Origin of the sequence: Lutibacter sp. (assembly GCF_041596795.1) — a bacterium.
GTDB lineage: Bacteria > Bacteroidota > Bacteroidia > Flavobacteriales > Flavobacteriaceae > Lutibacter.
The window spans coordinates 1-18,030 of sequence record NZ_JBFHHX010000066.1 but is presented as its reverse complement, the minus strand read 5'-3'; the positions used below and the strand labels follow the sequence as shown (position 1 = coordinate 18,030).

General features: G+C 29.3%; 17 protein-coding genes. All 17 read left to right on the top strand.

All coding sequences use genetic code 11. From position 1 onward, the window contains the following. Positions 1-24: 24 nt before the first annotated feature. The gene (gmd, locus tag ABY298_RS09255) at positions 25-1,266 is read left to right on the top strand and encodes a GDP-mannose 4,6-dehydratase (RefSeq protein WP_372745764.1); all 1,242 of its coding nucleotides are present in this window, start codon (positions 25-27) and stop codon (positions 1,264-1,266) included. A gap of 180 nt (positions 1,267-1,446) precedes the next feature. After that, positions 1,447-2,271: a hypothetical protein gene (locus ABY298_RS09250; RefSeq protein WP_372745762.1), complete on the top strand. Its 825-nt coding sequence runs from the start codon at positions 1,447-1,449 to the stop codon at positions 2,269-2,271. 13 nt (positions 2,272-2,284) lie between these two features. Continuing rightward, positions 2,285-3,616, top strand: coding sequence for a hypothetical protein (locus tag ABY298_RS09245; protein WP_372745761.1), 1,332 nt, complete (start codon positions 2,285-2,287; stop codon positions 3,614-3,616). 34 nt (positions 3,617-3,650) lie between these two features. After that, complete coding sequence (locus ABY298_RS09240; RefSeq protein ID WP_372745760.1) at positions 3,651-4,931, top strand: oligosaccharide flippase family protein; 1,281 nt, start codon at positions 3,651-3,653, stop codon at positions 4,929-4,931. Next, positions 4,918-5,922 (top strand): glycosyltransferase family 10 domain-containing protein, encoded by a 1,005-nt coding sequence (locus ABY298_RS09235; protein WP_372745759.1) that lies wholly within the window; start codon positions 4,918-4,920, stop codon positions 5,920-5,922. The genes ABY298_RS09240 and ABY298_RS09235 overlap by 14 nt, the downstream gene beginning before the upstream one ends. A 5-nt stretch (positions 5,923-5,927) precedes the next feature. Beyond that, complete coding sequence (locus tag ABY298_RS09230) at positions 5,928-6,881, top strand: glycosyltransferase family 2 protein (protein WP_372745758.1); 954 nt, start codon at positions 5,928-5,930, stop codon at positions 6,879-6,881. Beyond that, complete coding sequence (locus ABY298_RS09225) at positions 6,874-7,983, top strand: glycosyltransferase (protein ID WP_372745757.1); 1,110 nt, start codon at positions 6,874-6,876, stop codon at positions 7,981-7,983. The genes ABY298_RS09230 and ABY298_RS09225 overlap by 8 nt, the downstream gene beginning before the upstream one ends. Next, on the top strand, positions 7,964-8,512 hold the full coding sequence (locus ABY298_RS09220) for a DapH/DapD/GlmU-related protein (protein ID WP_372745756.1): 549 nt from the start codon (positions 7,964-7,966) through the stop codon (positions 8,510-8,512). Before ABY298_RS09225 ends, ABY298_RS09220 begins: the two co-directional genes overlap by 20 nt. A gap of 164 nt (positions 8,513-8,676) precedes the next feature. Next, complete coding sequence (locus ABY298_RS09215) at positions 8,677-9,807, top strand: glycosyltransferase family 4 protein (RefSeq protein ID WP_372745755.1); 1,131 nt, start codon at positions 8,677-8,679, stop codon at positions 9,805-9,807. Further along, on the top strand, positions 9,808-10,377 hold the full coding sequence (locus tag ABY298_RS09210) for a DapH/DapD/GlmU-related protein (RefSeq protein ID WP_372745754.1): 570 nt from the start codon (positions 9,808-9,810) through the stop codon (positions 10,375-10,377). Then, a complete protein-coding gene (locus ABY298_RS09205; RefSeq protein ID WP_372745753.1) occupies positions 10,370-11,290 on the top strand; it encodes a glycosyltransferase family 2 protein in 921 nt (306 codons plus the stop codon). Before ABY298_RS09210 ends, ABY298_RS09205 begins: the two co-directional genes overlap by 8 nt. Positions 11,291-11,366: 76 nt before the next feature. After that, entirely contained in the window at positions 11,367-12,311 is a 945-nt protein-coding gene (locus ABY298_RS09200) for a UDP-glucuronic acid decarboxylase family protein (protein WP_372745763.1), read from the top strand. A 19-nt stretch (positions 12,312-12,330) separates the two neighbouring features. After that, positions 12,331-13,074: a glycosyltransferase family 2 protein gene (locus tag ABY298_RS09195; protein WP_372745752.1), complete on the top strand. Its 744-nt coding sequence runs from the start codon at positions 12,331-12,333 to the stop codon at positions 13,072-13,074. Between the two features lie 349 nt (positions 13,075-13,423). Next, positions 13,424-14,374 carry an NAD-dependent epimerase/dehydratase family protein gene (locus tag ABY298_RS09190; RefSeq protein ID WP_372745751.1) on the top strand — a complete coding sequence of 317 codons (951 nt, stop codon included), beginning with the start codon at positions 13,424-13,426 and terminating at the stop codon, positions 14,372-14,374. Positions 14,375-14,380: 6 nt separating this feature from the next. Beyond that, positions 14,381-15,346, top strand: coding sequence for a glycosyltransferase family 4 protein (locus ABY298_RS09185; RefSeq protein ID WP_372745750.1), 966 nt, complete (start codon positions 14,381-14,383; stop codon positions 15,344-15,346). A 141-nt stretch (positions 15,347-15,487) separates the two neighbouring features. Further along, positions 15,488-16,720: an oligosaccharide flippase family protein gene (locus ABY298_RS09180; RefSeq protein WP_372745749.1), complete on the top strand. Its 1,233-nt coding sequence runs from the start codon at positions 15,488-15,490 to the stop codon at positions 16,718-16,720. Beyond that, a complete protein-coding gene (locus tag ABY298_RS09175; protein WP_372745748.1) occupies positions 16,713-17,942 on the top strand; it encodes an O-antigen ligase family protein in 1,230 nt (409 codons plus the stop codon). Before ABY298_RS09180 ends, ABY298_RS09175 begins: the two co-directional genes overlap by 8 nt. The last annotated feature ends 88 nt before the right edge of the window (positions 17,943-18,030 follow it).

Genomic DNA, 18,030 nt, shown 5'->3' with positions numbered 1-18,030 from the left:
GTCAGCGTTAAAATAAAATATAGTATGAAAAATAAAAAAGTAGCATTAATCACAGGAATCACCGGACAGGATGGCTCTTATTTAGCAGAATTGTTATTAGAAAAGGGATACATTGTTCACGGGATTAAAAGAAGATCGTCGCTATTTAATACAGATCGTATAGATCATTTATACCAAGATCCACATGACCCAGATCAACGGTTAAAATTACATTATGGAGATTTAACAGACTCTATGAATTTAACACGTATTATCCAAGAATGTCAGCCTGATGAGATTTACAATTTAGGAGCAATGAGCCATGTAGCTGTGTCTTTTGATACTCCAGAATATGTAGGAAATGTAGATGGATTAGGAACCTTAAGAATACTAGAAGCGGTTCGAATTTTAGGTTTAGAAAAGAAAACAAGAATTTACCAAGCCTCAACTTCCGAATTGTATGGCGGTATGCCAGAAAACAAAAATGAAAGAGGTTTTTATGATGAAAACTCTCCGTTTTACCCGCGTTCACCTTATGGAGTAGCTAAAATTTACGGTTTTTGGATTACTAAAAATTACCGTGAAGCCTATGATATGTATGCATGTAATGGTATTTTATTTAACCATGAATCTCCAAGAAGAGGAGAAACTTTTGTAACTCGTAAAATTACACGAGCAGTAGCTAAAATTGCCTTAGGATTACAAGAAAAATTTTATTTAGGAAACTTAGAAGCTAAAAGAGATTGGGGACATGCCAAAGATTATGTGCGCATGATGTGGATGATTTTACAAGCTGAAAAACCAGAAGATTGGGTAATTGCAACAGGAGTAACTACCACAGTGCGCGAATTTGTACGCATGGCTTTTGAAGAAGTAGGGATAGAAGTTGAGTTTAAAGGAGAAGGAGTAGACGAAAAAGGATATGTAAAAAGTATTAACCAAGAAAAATACAACCTAGCCACTAATTCGTCAGTTCGAGTGCCGGAGCAAGGCGAAGGTGTATCGAGAACCCAACCACGTCATCCTGAACTTGTTTCAGGATCTGCCAATCGCAAACAACCAGCCATAGGCAAAGAAATTTTATCTATTGATCCAGCATATTTCCGTCCTACCGAAGTAGATTTATTAATAGGAGATCCAACAAAAGCGAAAGAAAAATTAGGTTGGGTACCAGAATACGATTTAAAAGACTTGGTAAAAGACATGATGCAAAGTGATGTGCAATTAATGAAAAAAGATGTTGATTTGCTAAAAGCAGGTCATGAAATATTAAAACAAGCTGAGTAAACACTATTGATAGCACGTAATAAATGCGTCACCCTGAACTTGTTTCAGAGTCTTAGCAAGGCAAGGTAAATGTTTCTGAAGCTTTAATGAAAGTAGTCTAAAAATAGGTGATTAATAAATGTATTGATTGAAGGATTGATTATATAAATAAAAAAAAATACGCTTTATAGGTTTCAATTTATGGTTAAAAATAAAATTTACTTTTGCTCTTTTGCGGATTCTAGGTTACAACCAACTTTAAATAGAATTATTAATGAGGCAAAAGAATCAAATTTTTTTGATGGAGTATTTGCTTTTAATGAATTCACATTAAATAAAGATTTTAAAAAAAAATTTAAAAATGTTTTAAAGTATAGCGTAAGGGGATTTGGTTATTGGATATGGAAAGTTTCAATAATTCAAGATGTTCTTAAAAAAATGAATGATGGAGATATCTTATTATATGCTGATTCTGGTTGTAGCATTAATAAAGCAGGGTTAAAAAGATTTGGGGAGTATGTTGAATTAGTTAAAAATTGTGATTTAGGGATATTGGCTGTTGAATTACAAGAGAGTATGTTAGAGCGTAAATATACCAAGGGAGATTTATTTGATTTTTTAAACGTTCGAGATGATGCTTTAATTTATAATTCACCTCAAGTGCAGGCAGGTTTAATTATGATTAGGAAAAACAAAAAGAGTTTAAAGTTTTTTAAACAGTGGCAACAAGTCTTTGAAAGTAACTATAGTCTAATTAATGACGATTTATCTAAAAGTGAAAATTTTAAAGATTTTATTGTTCATAGACATGACCAAAGTATTTTTTCAATTTTATTTAAAATAAATAAAGGAGTAACAATTCCTTTAAGTGAGGTTTGGATTGAGGATAAAAATAAAATAGGAAATTTAAAAAATTCACCGCTTTTATATTTACGTTTAAAAAATGAAAAAATTCAGGGGGTAAAATATATTCTAATAAATTGGATTCGTAATTTGTTAAAATTAAATGGTAAAATAAATAAATAAATAAAGTTAATATATGTTTTGGCAATACGACCAGTGGCAAAATGCTTTTTTAATTCAATTATTTGCAATAATTATTGCGTTTATAGTTGGTAAAAAAAACGGAATAAAAAATTTAGATATATTCCTTGCTATAGCATTGGTGAGTCCGGTAGCATTGTTTTTAGTTTCTTCCGGAGTTGCTGGGGCTATTTTTTTAAGTGATATTGTAGCATTGGTCTTTTTATTTCAAAAGCAACCAAAGCATTCCAAAAATACTATAGTTAAATTTGCATTTATTTTATATTTGGGTTGGCCACTTATCGCCACCTTAATAGCAAATATATATGGCGTTTTTAGTATTGGTGATGTAATTTTTGAAAATAAACTTATTGTAATTCACTTTTTCCGATTCTTTTTGTATTACACATTATTCTCTAAACTAACTAATTCAACCTATTTTACTAAAGAATATCTTATTAAATTGTTTAAGGTTCAAATAGTAATGTTATTGTTTGTGTTTACAGCTATTCTATTAGGTTATTTGGATATTGTAAAGGTAGATGCTTGGAATCAATTAATCGACAGTTTAAATGATTCTTCTATAGGTAGGGGTGGGATGTTTTTATATAGAGGTGGTGTTGGCACTTTAGGAACCATAACAATTCCCATTGCTTATTTCATTTTTTCAAACACTACCGGTCTCTATAAAATCCTTAGTGGAATACTTATATTTATTGTTTTTGCCTCAATACTTTTTTCTGGTTCAAGGCAAGGTATATCTTTTGCAATATTGTCATTTATTTTATCTGTTATTTATTTTAGTAGTGTTAAAAATACATTTCAAATTGCAATAGTTGCAGGTTTAATGCTTTTTGTTTTATTTAAAAATGAAGCTATTGTTAAAACAGGAGATTGGGTGATAAATAGATATGCATTGTTTTTAGATAATGATGTTAGTTATTTTGAAGAACTAGAAAGTAGAAATTTTTCAATAGAAGAGGCTGAATTAAATAAAAAAGATTTGATTTATGAAATTGTAGGTTATGGATTTGGAGGGAAAATTCATTCAACAGAGTCAGATTATTATAACACATATTCTTATTTTGGTATAGTTGGATTTATCATCTATATTATTTTTATATTTAAAATTGGATTTCAAATTTATTTAAATAAAAAAAAGGCTCCAAAAAAATTAAAACCACTTTTAACTCTCCCGTTAATTCTTATTTTGGTGATGCCACTTTTTGGGATTCAGCAATGGTTTATTATGAGTCATGGTTCTAATAATTCAATGAATATTTATTTACTATTATTTTTATTTACAATTGGATTTAGAGTCAGTAAAATAGGGCGTGATGTAAATTAATATGGGCGATAAATTTGAATTTCTAAGAAAGGTTATGAATAATTCTTTATTCTCGAATTCGATTTGGGCAATAGCAGGCTCTTTCATATCTAAGGGGATAAATTTTGCGTCTATAGCATTTATAGCCAAAATATTAGGGCCGGAAATGTTTGGTGAATATAATGTTATACAGTTAACTGTTGGTTTGTTTGGTACAGTTTCGGGCTTAGGATTAGGTTTGGCTGCCACAAAGTTAATAGCTGAATGGAGAGAAAGAGATATTGAAAAAGTTGGTAGGATTATAGGGACGCTTTATACACTATCCTTTATAATAAGTTTAATTGTAGCCATTAGTTTTTTTACTACTTCAAAATTAGTAGCCATAGAATTATTGAACAACGAAAAATTAACAATACTATTACAAATTACCTCTGTAATTGTAATTTTTGATGCAATTAATGGGGTGCAAAATGGCGTACTAACAGGTTTTGAGTCATTTAAAGAAATAGCAATCGTCAGTACTTTTGTTGGTGTTATTAGCGCTCCATTGTTAGTTGCTGGTGCTTACTATTATGGATTAGTTGGATTGGCAGTGATGTTGCTTTTAACCAGGTTGTTAAATGTTATTGTAAACAGAATTTATTTGGAAAAAAAATTTAAAGAAAGAAAGATTCATGTGAGGGCAAAGATTAGTAAATTAGAATTGAAAAATATTTTAGATATAAGTATTCCTGCTTTTTTAAGTAGTATTGCTACCAGTCCTGTAAATTGGATTTCAACATCAATTTTTGTAAACCAACCAGGAGGTTATAAAGATATAGGGACTTATAATGCAGGTAACCAATTAAGAACACTTGTATTATTTCTGCCAGATAGTGCGGGTAAAATTACAATTCCAAAATTAGCGAATGAATTTGGAGATAAAAATTTAAAAAAATTTAAAAAAACCGTTTCAGTTACATTTCTTTTAAATTTAGTACTGTCGGTTTTACCGGCGATGGTTTTATATATTTTTGGAGGTTTTTTTCAACAATTTATGGGATTGAAATTTAATTTAAGTGATGATTTGATTGCAATTGTGTTGCTCACAGGTGTATTAATTGCTGTAACAAATGCTATAGGCTATATTTTCATTTGCTCTAATTTAATTTGGTATGATTTTTTATTACGTGTTTTTTGGGGATTAGCATTAATTTTAATCATCGTTTTTTATGGGAAAGGTAATGGCGCAGTTGGTTATGGATTGTCAATTTTATTTGCTTCAGTAGTTCATATGGTTATGCAGTTGGTTATTTTAATGTTTAATTTTAAATTATTTTATAATGATAAAAAGTAAAATTTATATAAATATTTTAACCCCATTTACTAAAGAAACTTTCATGAGGCAATTACCAAGTACTTTTGAAAGTGAGGGTATTGTGTTTGGTGAAAATAGTAAAGAGGATAGGGTTTGGGATATGATTGTTGTTTATGAAGGGCTATCTAATATGAGAAAATTTAAGTGTAAAGAAGGTGGGCTCGTTTTTATTTCTGGAGAACCCCCTTTAAGTAGAAAATATTCATATTATTTTTTAAAACAGTTTAATCACTTATTAACTTCTCATCCAAATGTTAATCATAAAAATAATCATCTTACCCAACAAGCTTTACCTTGGCATTTTGGATTAAGTTTTAAAACCAAGAAATTTAATTATTGTTTCGATGATTTGGTTGATTTGCCAATACCTGTAAAGACAAATAAGTTATCTATAATAACTTCAAATAAAAAAATGATGCCAGGTCATAAAGAACGAATGGTATTTCTTGATGCTCTTAAAAATAAATTTGGAGACCAAATAGCAGTTTTTGGTCAAGGAATTAATCCTGTTGACGATAAAGCAGAAGCACTTTTATCATATCAATTTTGTATATGTATTGAAAATTCAGCTATTAATGATTATTGGTCTGAGAAAATAGCAGATTCTTATCTTGGATATTGCATTCCTATTTATCATGGGTGTAAAAATATTACCTCTTATTTTGAGGAAGACTCATTAATTAAAATAAATATTAATAATATAAATGAATCAATTAAAACTGTTGAGAATGTATTATTGAATTCTGATAAAGTATATTCAGATAAAATAGAAAGTATTAAGGTGGCAAGAAATAAATTAATTTTTGAATATAATTTATTTAATGTACTTGCTGATTTTTATTCTAAATATTTAGGGAATGAGAATTCCGAGGATCAAGTTGTTAGTTTAAAACCATCGGAAGTTTATTGGGATCATAAACTAAAAAAAAATATACTAAGGTTAAGACGTTTTATTTTGCGTATTAAATAATTACTATGAAAAAATTATCAATTATAATTCCTGTTTATAATGTTGAGAAATATGTTGCAAAATGTATTTATTCTTGTTTGAAGCAAGATTTAAAGAAAGAAAATTATGAAATTATTATTATTAATGATGGAACCAAAGATAAAAGCCTTGAGATTATTAATGAAATTAAATTTGAGTATCCCGAATTAATTGTTTTTTCTCAAGAGAACGCTGGTTTAAGTGCTGCGAGAAACAAAGGGCTATCTATTGCTAGTGGTGAATATATTTGGTTTATAGATTCAGATGATTGGATAAAAGAAAACTGTTTGAAAGCGATTTTAGCTAAATTAAATGGAATAGATGTTTTAGCATTGGGGGGAATAAACGCATATGACAATTTTCAAAACAATACATTTTTTTATGTTAGTAATAAAAATGCCTCGAATGGTATTGATTTATTGAAAAGTGGTTTTATTCAGCCAGCACAATTCTATATTTACAAAAAATCATTTTTGGTAAATAATCGCTTATTTTTCCTAGATGGGGTATTCCATGAAGATTTTGAGTTCACACCTAGAATGCTTTATGTTGCCCAAAAAATTGGAGTATATGAAATTCCCGTTTATTTTTTTTATAAAAGAGAAGGTTCTATTACAAATACAGTTAATACAAAGCGTTCACATGATTTAATTAAAGTTGCAATAAAACTGAAAGAGTTTAATGAAAATTTTGTTTTAAAGAAATACAAACATATTTTTTATAATTTAATTGGATTGGCTATCAATAACTCATTGTTTAATACTTCAAAATTGGATATAAAAAATCAAAAAGAATTAAGTGTTTTTTATTTTAACAACAGAGCCCTATTTAAGGATTTACAATTAAGCACTGTTTTAAAATATAAATTAGAAGGGTTTTTATTTTTCCTTTTTCCAAAAAAAGTTATAAATATTTATAAAATGCTTAAAAAAAATGGCTAAAACCTGCCTCATTTATAATTACGCGCAACATTATAGAGCTGGAATATTTAAGTTAATAGATAAAGATATTAACTGTGATTTTTATTTTGGGGATAAAATGGGTGATGTAAAAAAAATGAACTATGCAGAACTTTCTAATTTTAAAAAAGAATTGAAGAATAGAAAGTTAGTTTCACATTTTTATTGGCAATCAGGTGCAGTTTCTTTAATTTTTAAGAAGTATAAAAAATATATTGTTTTAGGTGAATACTATTGTTTATCAACTTGGGTGTTGTTGTTTTTATGTAAATTTTCTAATAAAAAAGTGTTTTTATGGTCACATGGGTGGTATGGAAATGAAGGTTTTATAAAAAGGATTATAAAAAAAATATTTTTTAATTTAAGTGATGGAATTTTTCTATACGGTAACTATGCGAAAGGTTTAATGATAAAGGAAGGTTTTGATGAAAATAAATTACATGTAATTTATAATTCATTGGACTATGAAAGCCAATTAAAAATAAGGGAAAACTTAAAAGAATCGAATATTTATAAAAATCATTTTAAAAATGAGTTCCCAACTATAATTTTTATTGGTCGATTAACTAGAGTAAAAAAATTAGAGCAAATAGTTGAGTTACAAAAAATATTAAGAGAAAAAAATATAGAAGTTAATGTTGTCCTTGTTGGAGAGGGCGAAGAAAAAGAGAAACTTAAAACCTTGGCTGCTGAAAACGGTATAAAAAATATTTGGTTTTATGGGGCTTGTTACAATGAAGTAACAATAGGCGAATTAATTTACAATGCTACAATGTGTGTTTCACCAGGTAATGTTGGTTTAACAGCAATGCATGCAATGGTATACGGTACCCCAGTTTTAACAAACGATACTTTTTCTGAACAAATGCCAGAATTTGAAGCAATTGAGACAGGGGTTACAGGAGCATTTTTTAAAAAAAATGATTTAGCCTCTATTGCCAAAACCAGTTTAAATTGGTTGCAAAATAAAAAGGATAGATTGCAGGTTAGGGAGGCCTGTTTCCAAAAAATAGATACTTATTTTAATCCTAAGTATCAAATAAGAGTTATAAAAAATGTTTTAAATGAAGAACAGACTACGTAAGATATTTAGAGAAGTACGCATGTTTTATTTAAGGAAAAAATTAAATTTAGAAAATGTTCATCATACTTTTTATATGGGTGGAGTTTCAAATGTATCACCAGATTTAGTAGCTGAGGAATATTCATATATTGGTCCTAATTGTATCATTTACCCAAAAGTTAAAATAGGTAAATATACCATGTTGGCAAATAATGTAAGTATAATTGGAGGTGACCACGAATTTACTAAAGTTGGTATTCCTATTATCTTTGCAGGAAGAGGTGTTTTAAATGAAACTTGTATTGGGAAGGATGTATGGATAGGTGCTTATTCAAGGATATTAACAGGTATAACCATTGGTGATGGAGCAATTATAGCAATGGGTTCTGTAGTTACAAAGGATGTAGAACCTTTTACAATTTATGGAGGCGTACCAGCGAAAAAAATAAAGAATAGGTTTAATACTGATTTTGAAATTGAAGAACATAAAAAAATGCTTTATAAATCTTTAAAGGATAATGGTTTTAGTTTTAAGATGCTTTGTGATTAATAAAACTTTAATTAGTAGATAATATAATTTAAACAATATAGTAAACGCAATTTACTAATAATAAATAGGCAATAAAAAACAGCATTATTAAGGTAAATATTTGGGGTATATTTACAACTAATAAATTATAAAATTTCGATAAATTATCGATCTATTAAAACAATATGAAAATAACAATTATAACAAGTCCGTTTGTTTATATTCCACCAAATGGGTATGGCGCAGTAGAAAGAATATGGAGCGATATGGCTAAAGAAATGGTACATGAAGGTCATCAGGTTACGTTACTATCTAAACAGTTTAATAAACAAACAAAAACAGCTGTTACAAATGGCGTTACTGCCAAATACATTAAAGGTTACGCTTGGACTGGATCTTTAAAAAAAGATTTAGTATTAGATTTTTTATATTCAATAAGAGCCTTAAGGGCATTAGACAAAACAGATATATTAGTATTAAACACTTTTTGGTCTCCATTACTTTGTTTTTTCTTTAAAAGAAAATACTTGAAAGCAGTGTATAATATTCAGCGTTTTCCAAAAGGGCAGTTTAAATATTTTAAACATATAGACAGGCTTTCATGTGTTTCCTCTGCTGTTTATAACGAATTAATTATGCAAGCACCTACTACAAAAAGTATTGCAAATGTTATAAGTAACCCAGTAAATACAGAAATTTTTAAATATTCTAAAGAAAACCTATCAGAAAACAATAAATTTAGAATTGTATATACTGGTCGAGTTCACCCTGAAAAGGGCTTAACAATTTTAGTAAAAGCGTGTGATTTATTAATAGATAAGTATCCTAATATTGAATTAGTTTTAGTTGGCCCACGTAAACTTAGTGATGGTGGAGGAGGAGATATTTATATAGATAAATTAAATAATTTAGCTACTAAATTTTCTATTATATGGTGTGATCCAATTTCTGATGCACATTTACTAAAAAAGGAAATAGATAAGTCTTCCATTTTTTGTTACCCTTCTGTAGCTGAAAAAGGCGAAACTTTTGGAGTATCTCCTTTAGAAGCTATGGCAGCAGGAAGAGCAACTGTTGTATCTGGATTAACGTGTTTTAAAGATTTTGTAGTACATGGTGAAAACGGATTAATTTTTAATCATAAGTTAAATGAACCAGAATTAGCACTAAAAGACGCAATAGAATTATTAATTAATAATAGTGAATTAAGAAATAAGCTTGCGTTTAATGGATCACAAACTGCGTTAAATTTTAGTAATAAAAAAATAGCTAATTCTTATTTAAAAGATTTTGAGCAAATATTAAATAAAAAATAAATGTCTCGTTTAGTATATAAAGTAAAAAATCAAAAAAATCCATATACTTCTTCCTGGTCTTTAAAGGAGGTTTTAGGTATTCGTATTTGGAATATTGTTTGGATTTTGTTTTTTAGACCATCGCCAAAACTTGTTGGTAGGTATTGGCGTGTATTTTTATTAAAATTATTTGGTGCACGTTTAGAATGGGATGTTTTTATTTATTCTTCAGTAAAAATTTACGTTCCTTGGTTGTTAAAAATGGAAAGCAAAGCCTGCTTGGGGCCTTATTCGGAGGTTTATAATTTGGGTTTGGTTCATTTAGCAGAAGAAGTAACCATTTCTCAATATGTTTATATATGTAATGGAACACATGATTTAAGCGATAAGCGTTCCCCTTTAATGATTGGAGATATTTACATTGGTAAAAATGTATTTGTAGGAGCGCGCGCATTTATAATGCCAGGAATTCATATAGGTGAAAATGCGGTTGTTGGCGCTTGCGCAGTAGTAACAAAAGATGTAGATGATTTTTATATGGTTGGAGGTAATCCGGCTAAATTTATTAAAAAAAGAGTGCTAAATGACTAAGCAACCATCGTTAACGGCATTTGTACTAACATATAATGAAGAACAACATTTACAACGCTGTTTAAATTCATTAAAAAAGGTATGTAGCGCAATTGTTGTAATAGATTCTTTTTCTACAGATTCAACTTTAGAGATTGCACTTGCTCACGGAGCTCGCATTTATCAACATGCATTTGAAAATCATGCTACGCAAATAAATTGGGGAATTAAAAACGCTGAAATTGATACTGACTGGGTAATTAGGGTGGATGCAGATGAATATTTGTCTGATGAATTAATTACAACAATACACACGAAGCTTCCTTCAATAAAAAAAGAAGTAACAGGAATTCGTATAAAACGTTTAATGTATTTTTTTAACAAACCCTTAAAAAAGGGCGGTATGTATCCAATTTGGCATTTAAAATTATGGCGCAATGGAATGGCTCAATGTGAACAACGTTGGATGGATGAACGTATGAAATTAGCAAGTGGCGAAACAACTACATTGGAGGGCGATTTAATAGATCATAATTTAAATAATTTAACTTGGTGGACACAAAAACACAATAGTTATGCCACCAGAGAAGCTATTGATATTTTAGATAAAATATATAATTTTACCAATTCAGATACTGTTGTAGGTCGTTTTTGGGGGACTGCGGAAGAAAGAAGAAGGTGGCTAAAACAACGGTATTTAAAATTACCATTATTTATAAGACCTATTTTGTTTTGGTTTGTGCGTTACTTTTTACAAGGTGGTTTTTTAGAAGGGAAACGAGGTTTTATTTGGAATGCCTTGCAATGTGGTTGGTATCGTTTTTTAGTAGATGCTAAAATTTATGAAGCCTATAAATATGCTGGGAAAGATAAAGAAAACTTAATAGCCTATTTTAAAAAAGAATATGGGTATGATATTACTAAAATTGGTTAATTATAGCATATAAATCAATATGTTGATCCAAAACATAAACTAAAATTAAAGAATTTACATTAAAAAAAATATAATGATGAAAAAAATATTGATAACAGGAGGGGCTGGTTTTGTAGGATCACATTTATGTGAGCGATTATTAAATGAAGGTAATGAAGTGATTTGTTTAGATAATTTTTTTACAGGAAGTAAAAAAAATATACTGAAATTTTTAGACAACCCTTATTTTGAATTGGTAAGACATGATGTTACACATCCTTACTTTGTAGAAGTAGATGAAATATACAATTTAGCGTGTCCGGCTTCACCAATTCACTATCAATATAACCCAATAAAAACAATAAAAACTTCTGTTGTTGGTGCTGTTAATATGTTAGGGTTAGCAAAAAGAGTAAATGCTAAAATTCTACAAGCAAGTACTAGTGAAGTTTATGGAGATCCACATGTACATCCACAAAAAGAAGATTATTGGGGAAATGTAAATCCAATAGGTTTAAGATCGTGTTATGATGAAGGGAAGCGATGTGCTGAAACTTTATTTATGGATTATCATCATCAAAATAATGTTAATATAAAAATTATCAGAATATTTAATACCTATGGTTCTAATATGAACCCAAATGATGGAAGGGTAGTGTCAAATTTTATTGTGCAAGCTTTAAAGGGAGAGGATATTACAATGTTTGGTGATGGAACACAAACACGCTCTTTTCAATATGTTGATGATTTAGTAGAGGGAATGATTCGTATGATGAATTCGCCTAATGACTTTTTAGGTCCAGTTAACCTAGGAAACCCAAATGAATTTACAATGCTTGAATTGGCTGAAACAATTATTAAATTAACCAATTCAACATCAAAAATTATTTTTATGCCTTTACCTAAAGACGACCCAAAACAGCGTCAACCAGATATTAGTTTGGCTAAAGAAAAATTGAACGGTTGGGAGCCGAAAATTCAATTAGAGGAGGGATTGCAAAAAACAATTTCTTATTTTAAAGACATTCTTAATGAGGCATAATTAGTATAATTTAAAAAAAATGAAAATCTCCATCATCACCGTTTGCTATAATAGTGCAGCAACCATTGAAAAAACATTACAATCGGTAGCAGCACAAACCTATTCTAATATAGAATATATTGTGGTAGATGGCAATTCTAAAGATAGCACCGTTGCCATTATTAAACAATACAATACTAGTATTACCAAATGGATATCGGAGCCAGACAAGGGGTTGTATGATGCTATGAACAAAGGTATTGCATTGGCAACCGGAGATATTGTGGGTATTTTAAATTCGGATGATACGTTTTATAATGATAATGTATTACAGGACATTGCAAATTTTCATAGTCAAAACACCATTGATGCCTCTGTAGGAAACATTATACAACACAACCAAAAAGGGAAAGTGGTACGTAAGTACAGTGCCGCCAACTGGCAACCAGAAAAATTAAAAATTGGGTTTATGCCCGCACATCCAGCCATATTTTTTAAAAGAGAATTATTTAAACAATATGGAATGTACCATTTAGATTTTACCATTGGTGCAGATTATGAGTTAATAACCCGTTTTTTTCTAAAGAATAACATTTCCTGGAAATATTCTGGTATTACAACAACAGCCATGTTGGTAGGTGGTTTAAGTAGTTCAGGGTATAAAAGTTATCAGTTAATATCTAAAGAAATAGCAAAAGCTTTAGATAGGAATGATATTAAATATAGTGCTATAAAAATAAAGTTAAGAGGTTTTTGGAAGGTATTGGGCTTGTTTAAGAAGTAACCAACGTTGTTGTTAGATACGTCATCCCGAATTTATTTCGGGATCTCAATTTTTGGAGTTCTAAAGTTACAGATGCTGAAATCGAAGATTCACGAACTCCTATTTAAAAAATAAAAAAGAATAGTGAGTAAATGAATTCAGCATGACGGTATGCATTGAACCGTCATCTCAAGCACAACGTCATCCCGAACTTGTTTCGGGATCTCAATGTTCGGAGTTCTAAAGTTGCAGATGCTGAAATCGAAGATTCACGAACTCCTATTTAAAAAATAAAAAAGAATAGTGAGTAAACGAGTTCAGCATGACGTACAGGAGAAACAGAAGCTCTAACAAGTTCAGCAAGACGTAAATGATAAATATTAAAATGAATCAACAACTTAAAAATATACTAATAACAGGAGCAACAGGTTTTGTAGGTCAAAATCTTACGCCATACTTACTAGAAAAAGGATATTCAGTAACTGGGGTAACCAGAACACCAAAATCAACCAAAGAATACAGTTACCAAACCCTTTCAAAAGAAATTTGGGATACTTCAACAGCAATAGTACATTTGGCAGGGAAGGCACACGATTTAAAAGGCGTCTCCAATGAAAATGACTATTTTGAAGCAAATACCGAGTTAACCAAAAAGTTATTCCATCAATTTTTAGAAAGTGATTGCAAGGTATTTATATATATGAGTTCTGTAAAAGCAGCTGCAGATGAGGTGGAAGGAGTGTTAACAGAAACCGTAGTTGCAAGGCCTATTACTGCTTATGGAAAATCTAAATTGGCGGCAGAAACGTATCTTTTAGAACAAACCTTACCGGTAACTAAAAAACTCTATATTTTACGTCCTTGTATGATTCACGGTCCTGGGAATAAAGGAAACTTAAATTTATTGTATCAGTTAGTTTCAAAAGGAATTCCATATCCATTAGGTGCTTTTGAAAATAAACGATCTTTTTTATCAATAGAAAATTTATGCTTTGTAATTAATCAGTTATTAAACCAGCAGCCAGAAAGTGGTATATACAATATAGCAGATGATATGGCAATTTCAACCAATGAACTAGTGCAGCTAATTGGAGAGGGCAGTGGTAGACCTTCTAGAATACTAAAATTTCCAAAGCGGTTACTGTTGGGGTTTGGAAAATTAGGAACATTTTTGCACCTACCTATAAATGAAGAAAAACTACAAAAGTTAACGGAAAGCTACGTAGTAGATACTACCAAAATTAAAAAGGTGTTAAATATACAATTACCAGAAAGCACTAAACAAGGCTTATTAAAAACAATTAAATCATTTCAAGAATAAACAACAATGGAATATGTAATTAGTGCAATAGTATTGGTATTGAGTGCTATAGTGTATATAAAAGTAGCTCAAAAATATGATATTGTAGACAATCCAAACTTTAGAAGCTCGCATACAACGCCCACTATAAGAGGTGGAGGAATCTTGTTTTTTATAGCAATGGCCGCTTTTTTTATAGGTTCAAAATTTCAATATCCTTATTTTTTTATAGGTGTTAGTAGTATTGCATTGGTTAGTTTTATTGATGATATTATAACGCTTTCTGCCAAAATACGCTTGCCGTTTCAGTTTTTTGCGGTGGCTTTAGTAATGTATCAAGCCATAGGTTTTAATGAGCCACTTTTATTAATTGGTGTATTGTTGGTAATTGGTGTAGGCTTTATTAATATATATAATTTTATGGATGGTATTAATGGCATTACGGGCTTGTACAGTATTGCTGTGCTTGGTAGTTTTGTAGCTTTAAATTATAAAGAGCCTATTGTAAATAATCAATTATTGATATATACACTACTTTCATTACTCGTTTTTGGCTATTATAATTTTAGAAAAAAAGCCCGGGTATTTGCTGGTGATATTGGGAGTATTTCCATCGCCGTTTTAATCTTGTTTTTAGGACTTACGTTTATGGTGCAATTACAATCGCCAGTAATTTTATTATTGGTAGCCGTATATGGTGTAGATGCCGGTTTAACAATAGTGTATAGGTTGTATTTAAAAGAACATATTATGCAGCCACATAGGCATCATATTTATCAGAAATTAGTAGATGTTTGGAAGTGGCCTCATTTAAAAGTTTCAGGAGTATATGCAATAGTTCAGGTACTTATTAATAGTGTTGTCATTTTAAGTATTAACTGTACTGTGATAGCACAAATAGTTGTGTTAATAGGCGTTTTAGCAGTTTTACTAATTGGCTATGTTTTCGTATTTAGGCAAACGGAAATAAAACTTAAAAAAGTTAATTTTTAATAATTATAGGAAACACTTTTTTTAGTTCGCAATTTCTTTTTGATAAGTAATTTTTAATAATTTTGTTTTTTTGAAACAGCAATTTTTAAACTTAAAAAACGTTATTTGCCTTCAAATCAATAACTAAATCAACAGCACTATTTGAACAAACAAAAAATATATAAATTTTCAGAAAATACACTTTCATTATTTACTATAAAAGGGCTGGAATTAGGATTGACAATTTGGTTAATACCTTATTTAATTTTTAAAGTTGGTATTGATAATTATGGTATGTATGCATACGCAATGGCGTTGGCACTTATTTTGTCTAACATACTTAATTATGGGTTTAATTTGGTAACTGTTAGGGAGTTATCTAAAAACAAACACAATGCTTTAAAAATAAATGAATTATTCAATGAGGTTTTTTCAGTAAAGTTATTTTTGTTAGTGCTTCTTTTTGCACTATTGGTTCTTGTAATATTTTTATTTCCAGACTTTCGACAACAAAAGACATTATATTTTTATACTTCGTTTATTTTACTTGGAGAGTTTTTCTCGTTACGTTGGTTTTTTTTAGGTATTGAAAAAATGAAGTTTAAAGCTATTATTAATTTGGCAAGTACACTATTGTATGTAGTGTTTGTTGTATTGTTGGTAGAGCAAGCATCAGATTACAAGTACATTCCGCTATACCAAGGTGCTGGATTGCTTTTTGTTGGATTATTGGCTTTTTTGTGGGTTTTAAAAAAATATCATATAAAAATTCAATTAGTGTCTTTTAAGCAAGTGAAGTTATATCTAGTATCAAATTTCAGTTCATTTATTAATTTGTTATTGCCTTCAACTTTTGGAACAGTATCAATTTTTTTAGTGGGTGTTTTAGGCTTACCAGTACACGTTAGTTTAATGCAGATTGGTGTAAAATTCACAAGTGCTTTTAGTACCATAAATACTGTTTTAACCAAAGTTTTTTACTCCATTATCAATCGAAATAAAGCATTAATGTTGTCGGCTAGAGTAGTATTGATAGGAATTGGAATTATTTTAAGTTTTTCCATGTTTTTTATAAGTGATTGGATAATTCCTAAATGGTTAGCAGGGGAGTCTATAGAAGAATTAACATTAACCATAAAAATCATTAAAATTTTAAGCCCCACGCCTTTCTTAGTTGGAGTGATATCTGGTTATGGAATTAATGGTTTATTGACGTGGTATAAAGATAGATTGTATGGTAGAATTACATTGGTTTCATTTGTAGCAATGGTGTTATTTTCGATGGTTCTATTGCCTATAAATCCAATTTTTGGTGGTGCTATTGCCTTGTTATTAGGGAGATTTATATATGCTTTTTTATCTTGGTACTTTTTTAAAAAATTAGAAGATGTATAGAGCGATTCAAATTTTAGTGGTTTTAATGATTTTAACATCTTTTATAACGCATACAATTAATATTGATTCTGAAAATTTTATCATTGCCAGAATGACATTTTCTGATATTTTTGGATTGTTAGCAATTGGATTATTTGGAATACAGTTTTTAAAAGATAAGGAACTTTTTAAACAGATTCCAATGGGATATAGGTTAGGTGGTTTAGTTGTTTTATGTTTTTTAATTTCAATAGTTACTTCATTATCAGTAATAAGCACTTTGGCTGAAGTTATTATTTTAATTTATTTGATTTTACTATCCATAACCATATATTTTACTTTTAAAGATCAGCCTAGAGATTCACTATTTTCAATAGTAACAATAACAACCTTTATTTTATCGAGTATAGGTATATACGATGTAATTGCAGTAAATATAGGATTCCCTAATGTATTTGAGTCCGCTAATAAAAACTATGGTGTTTCTGGATTTCGTTATTTTGGGCAAGCTGCAAATTATTCCTTTACAATGTTAACTCTATTGATTCCGTTAAAATATTCAGATTTTACAACGAATTACAGTAAATCAAAGAAGGTATTTTTAAATATAACAATACTTTTATGTATGTTATTTATGATTTCAACAGGAAGGGTTTCTATCTTTATTTCTTTTAGTATTGGATTATTTATTTTTTTAATAGTTACTTTGGAAAAGAGAATTTTTAAAGATGTAGGAATTTTTTTAGCCTTTGTAAGTTTTTTTGTTTTAGCGATTTTTCAATTTACTCCAACTTTGTTTAAAAATATTGCGTTTAGAATTGCATCCCGAATTACACATAGAGATGAAAATAAAGAAATTGCAAACCTTTTTATTGATAATATTAAGAATACGTTAATCTCTTTTTCTGATAATATTTGGTTTGGTTCTGGATTGGGTGGTTTTGTAAATCATTATAGTGAATTTGAAATTCATGGGAGTTATTTAAAAGTATTGGGAGAAACTGGATTAATAGGGGTTTTTGGCTATGTTATTTTTATGGTTTATTTACTGTATATAGTTTATAGAAATAGAAATTCAATTCAAACAAATTTCTTCCACTATTTTATTCCTTTTTTTTTAGCGAGTCTCCTATCTTGGAGTTATAATTATCATTTTAGAAAAAAAGAATTTTGGTTGTTATTTGCAGTTTTAATGATCATAGATTTTAATAGTACAAGAAAAAGAGGAAAAATTGAAGAATAAAAAAACAGTATTAATAGTAGTAAATGTAGATTGGTTTTTTATATCTCATAGATTATGTATTGCCACACAAGCAATCCAAGAAGGGTGG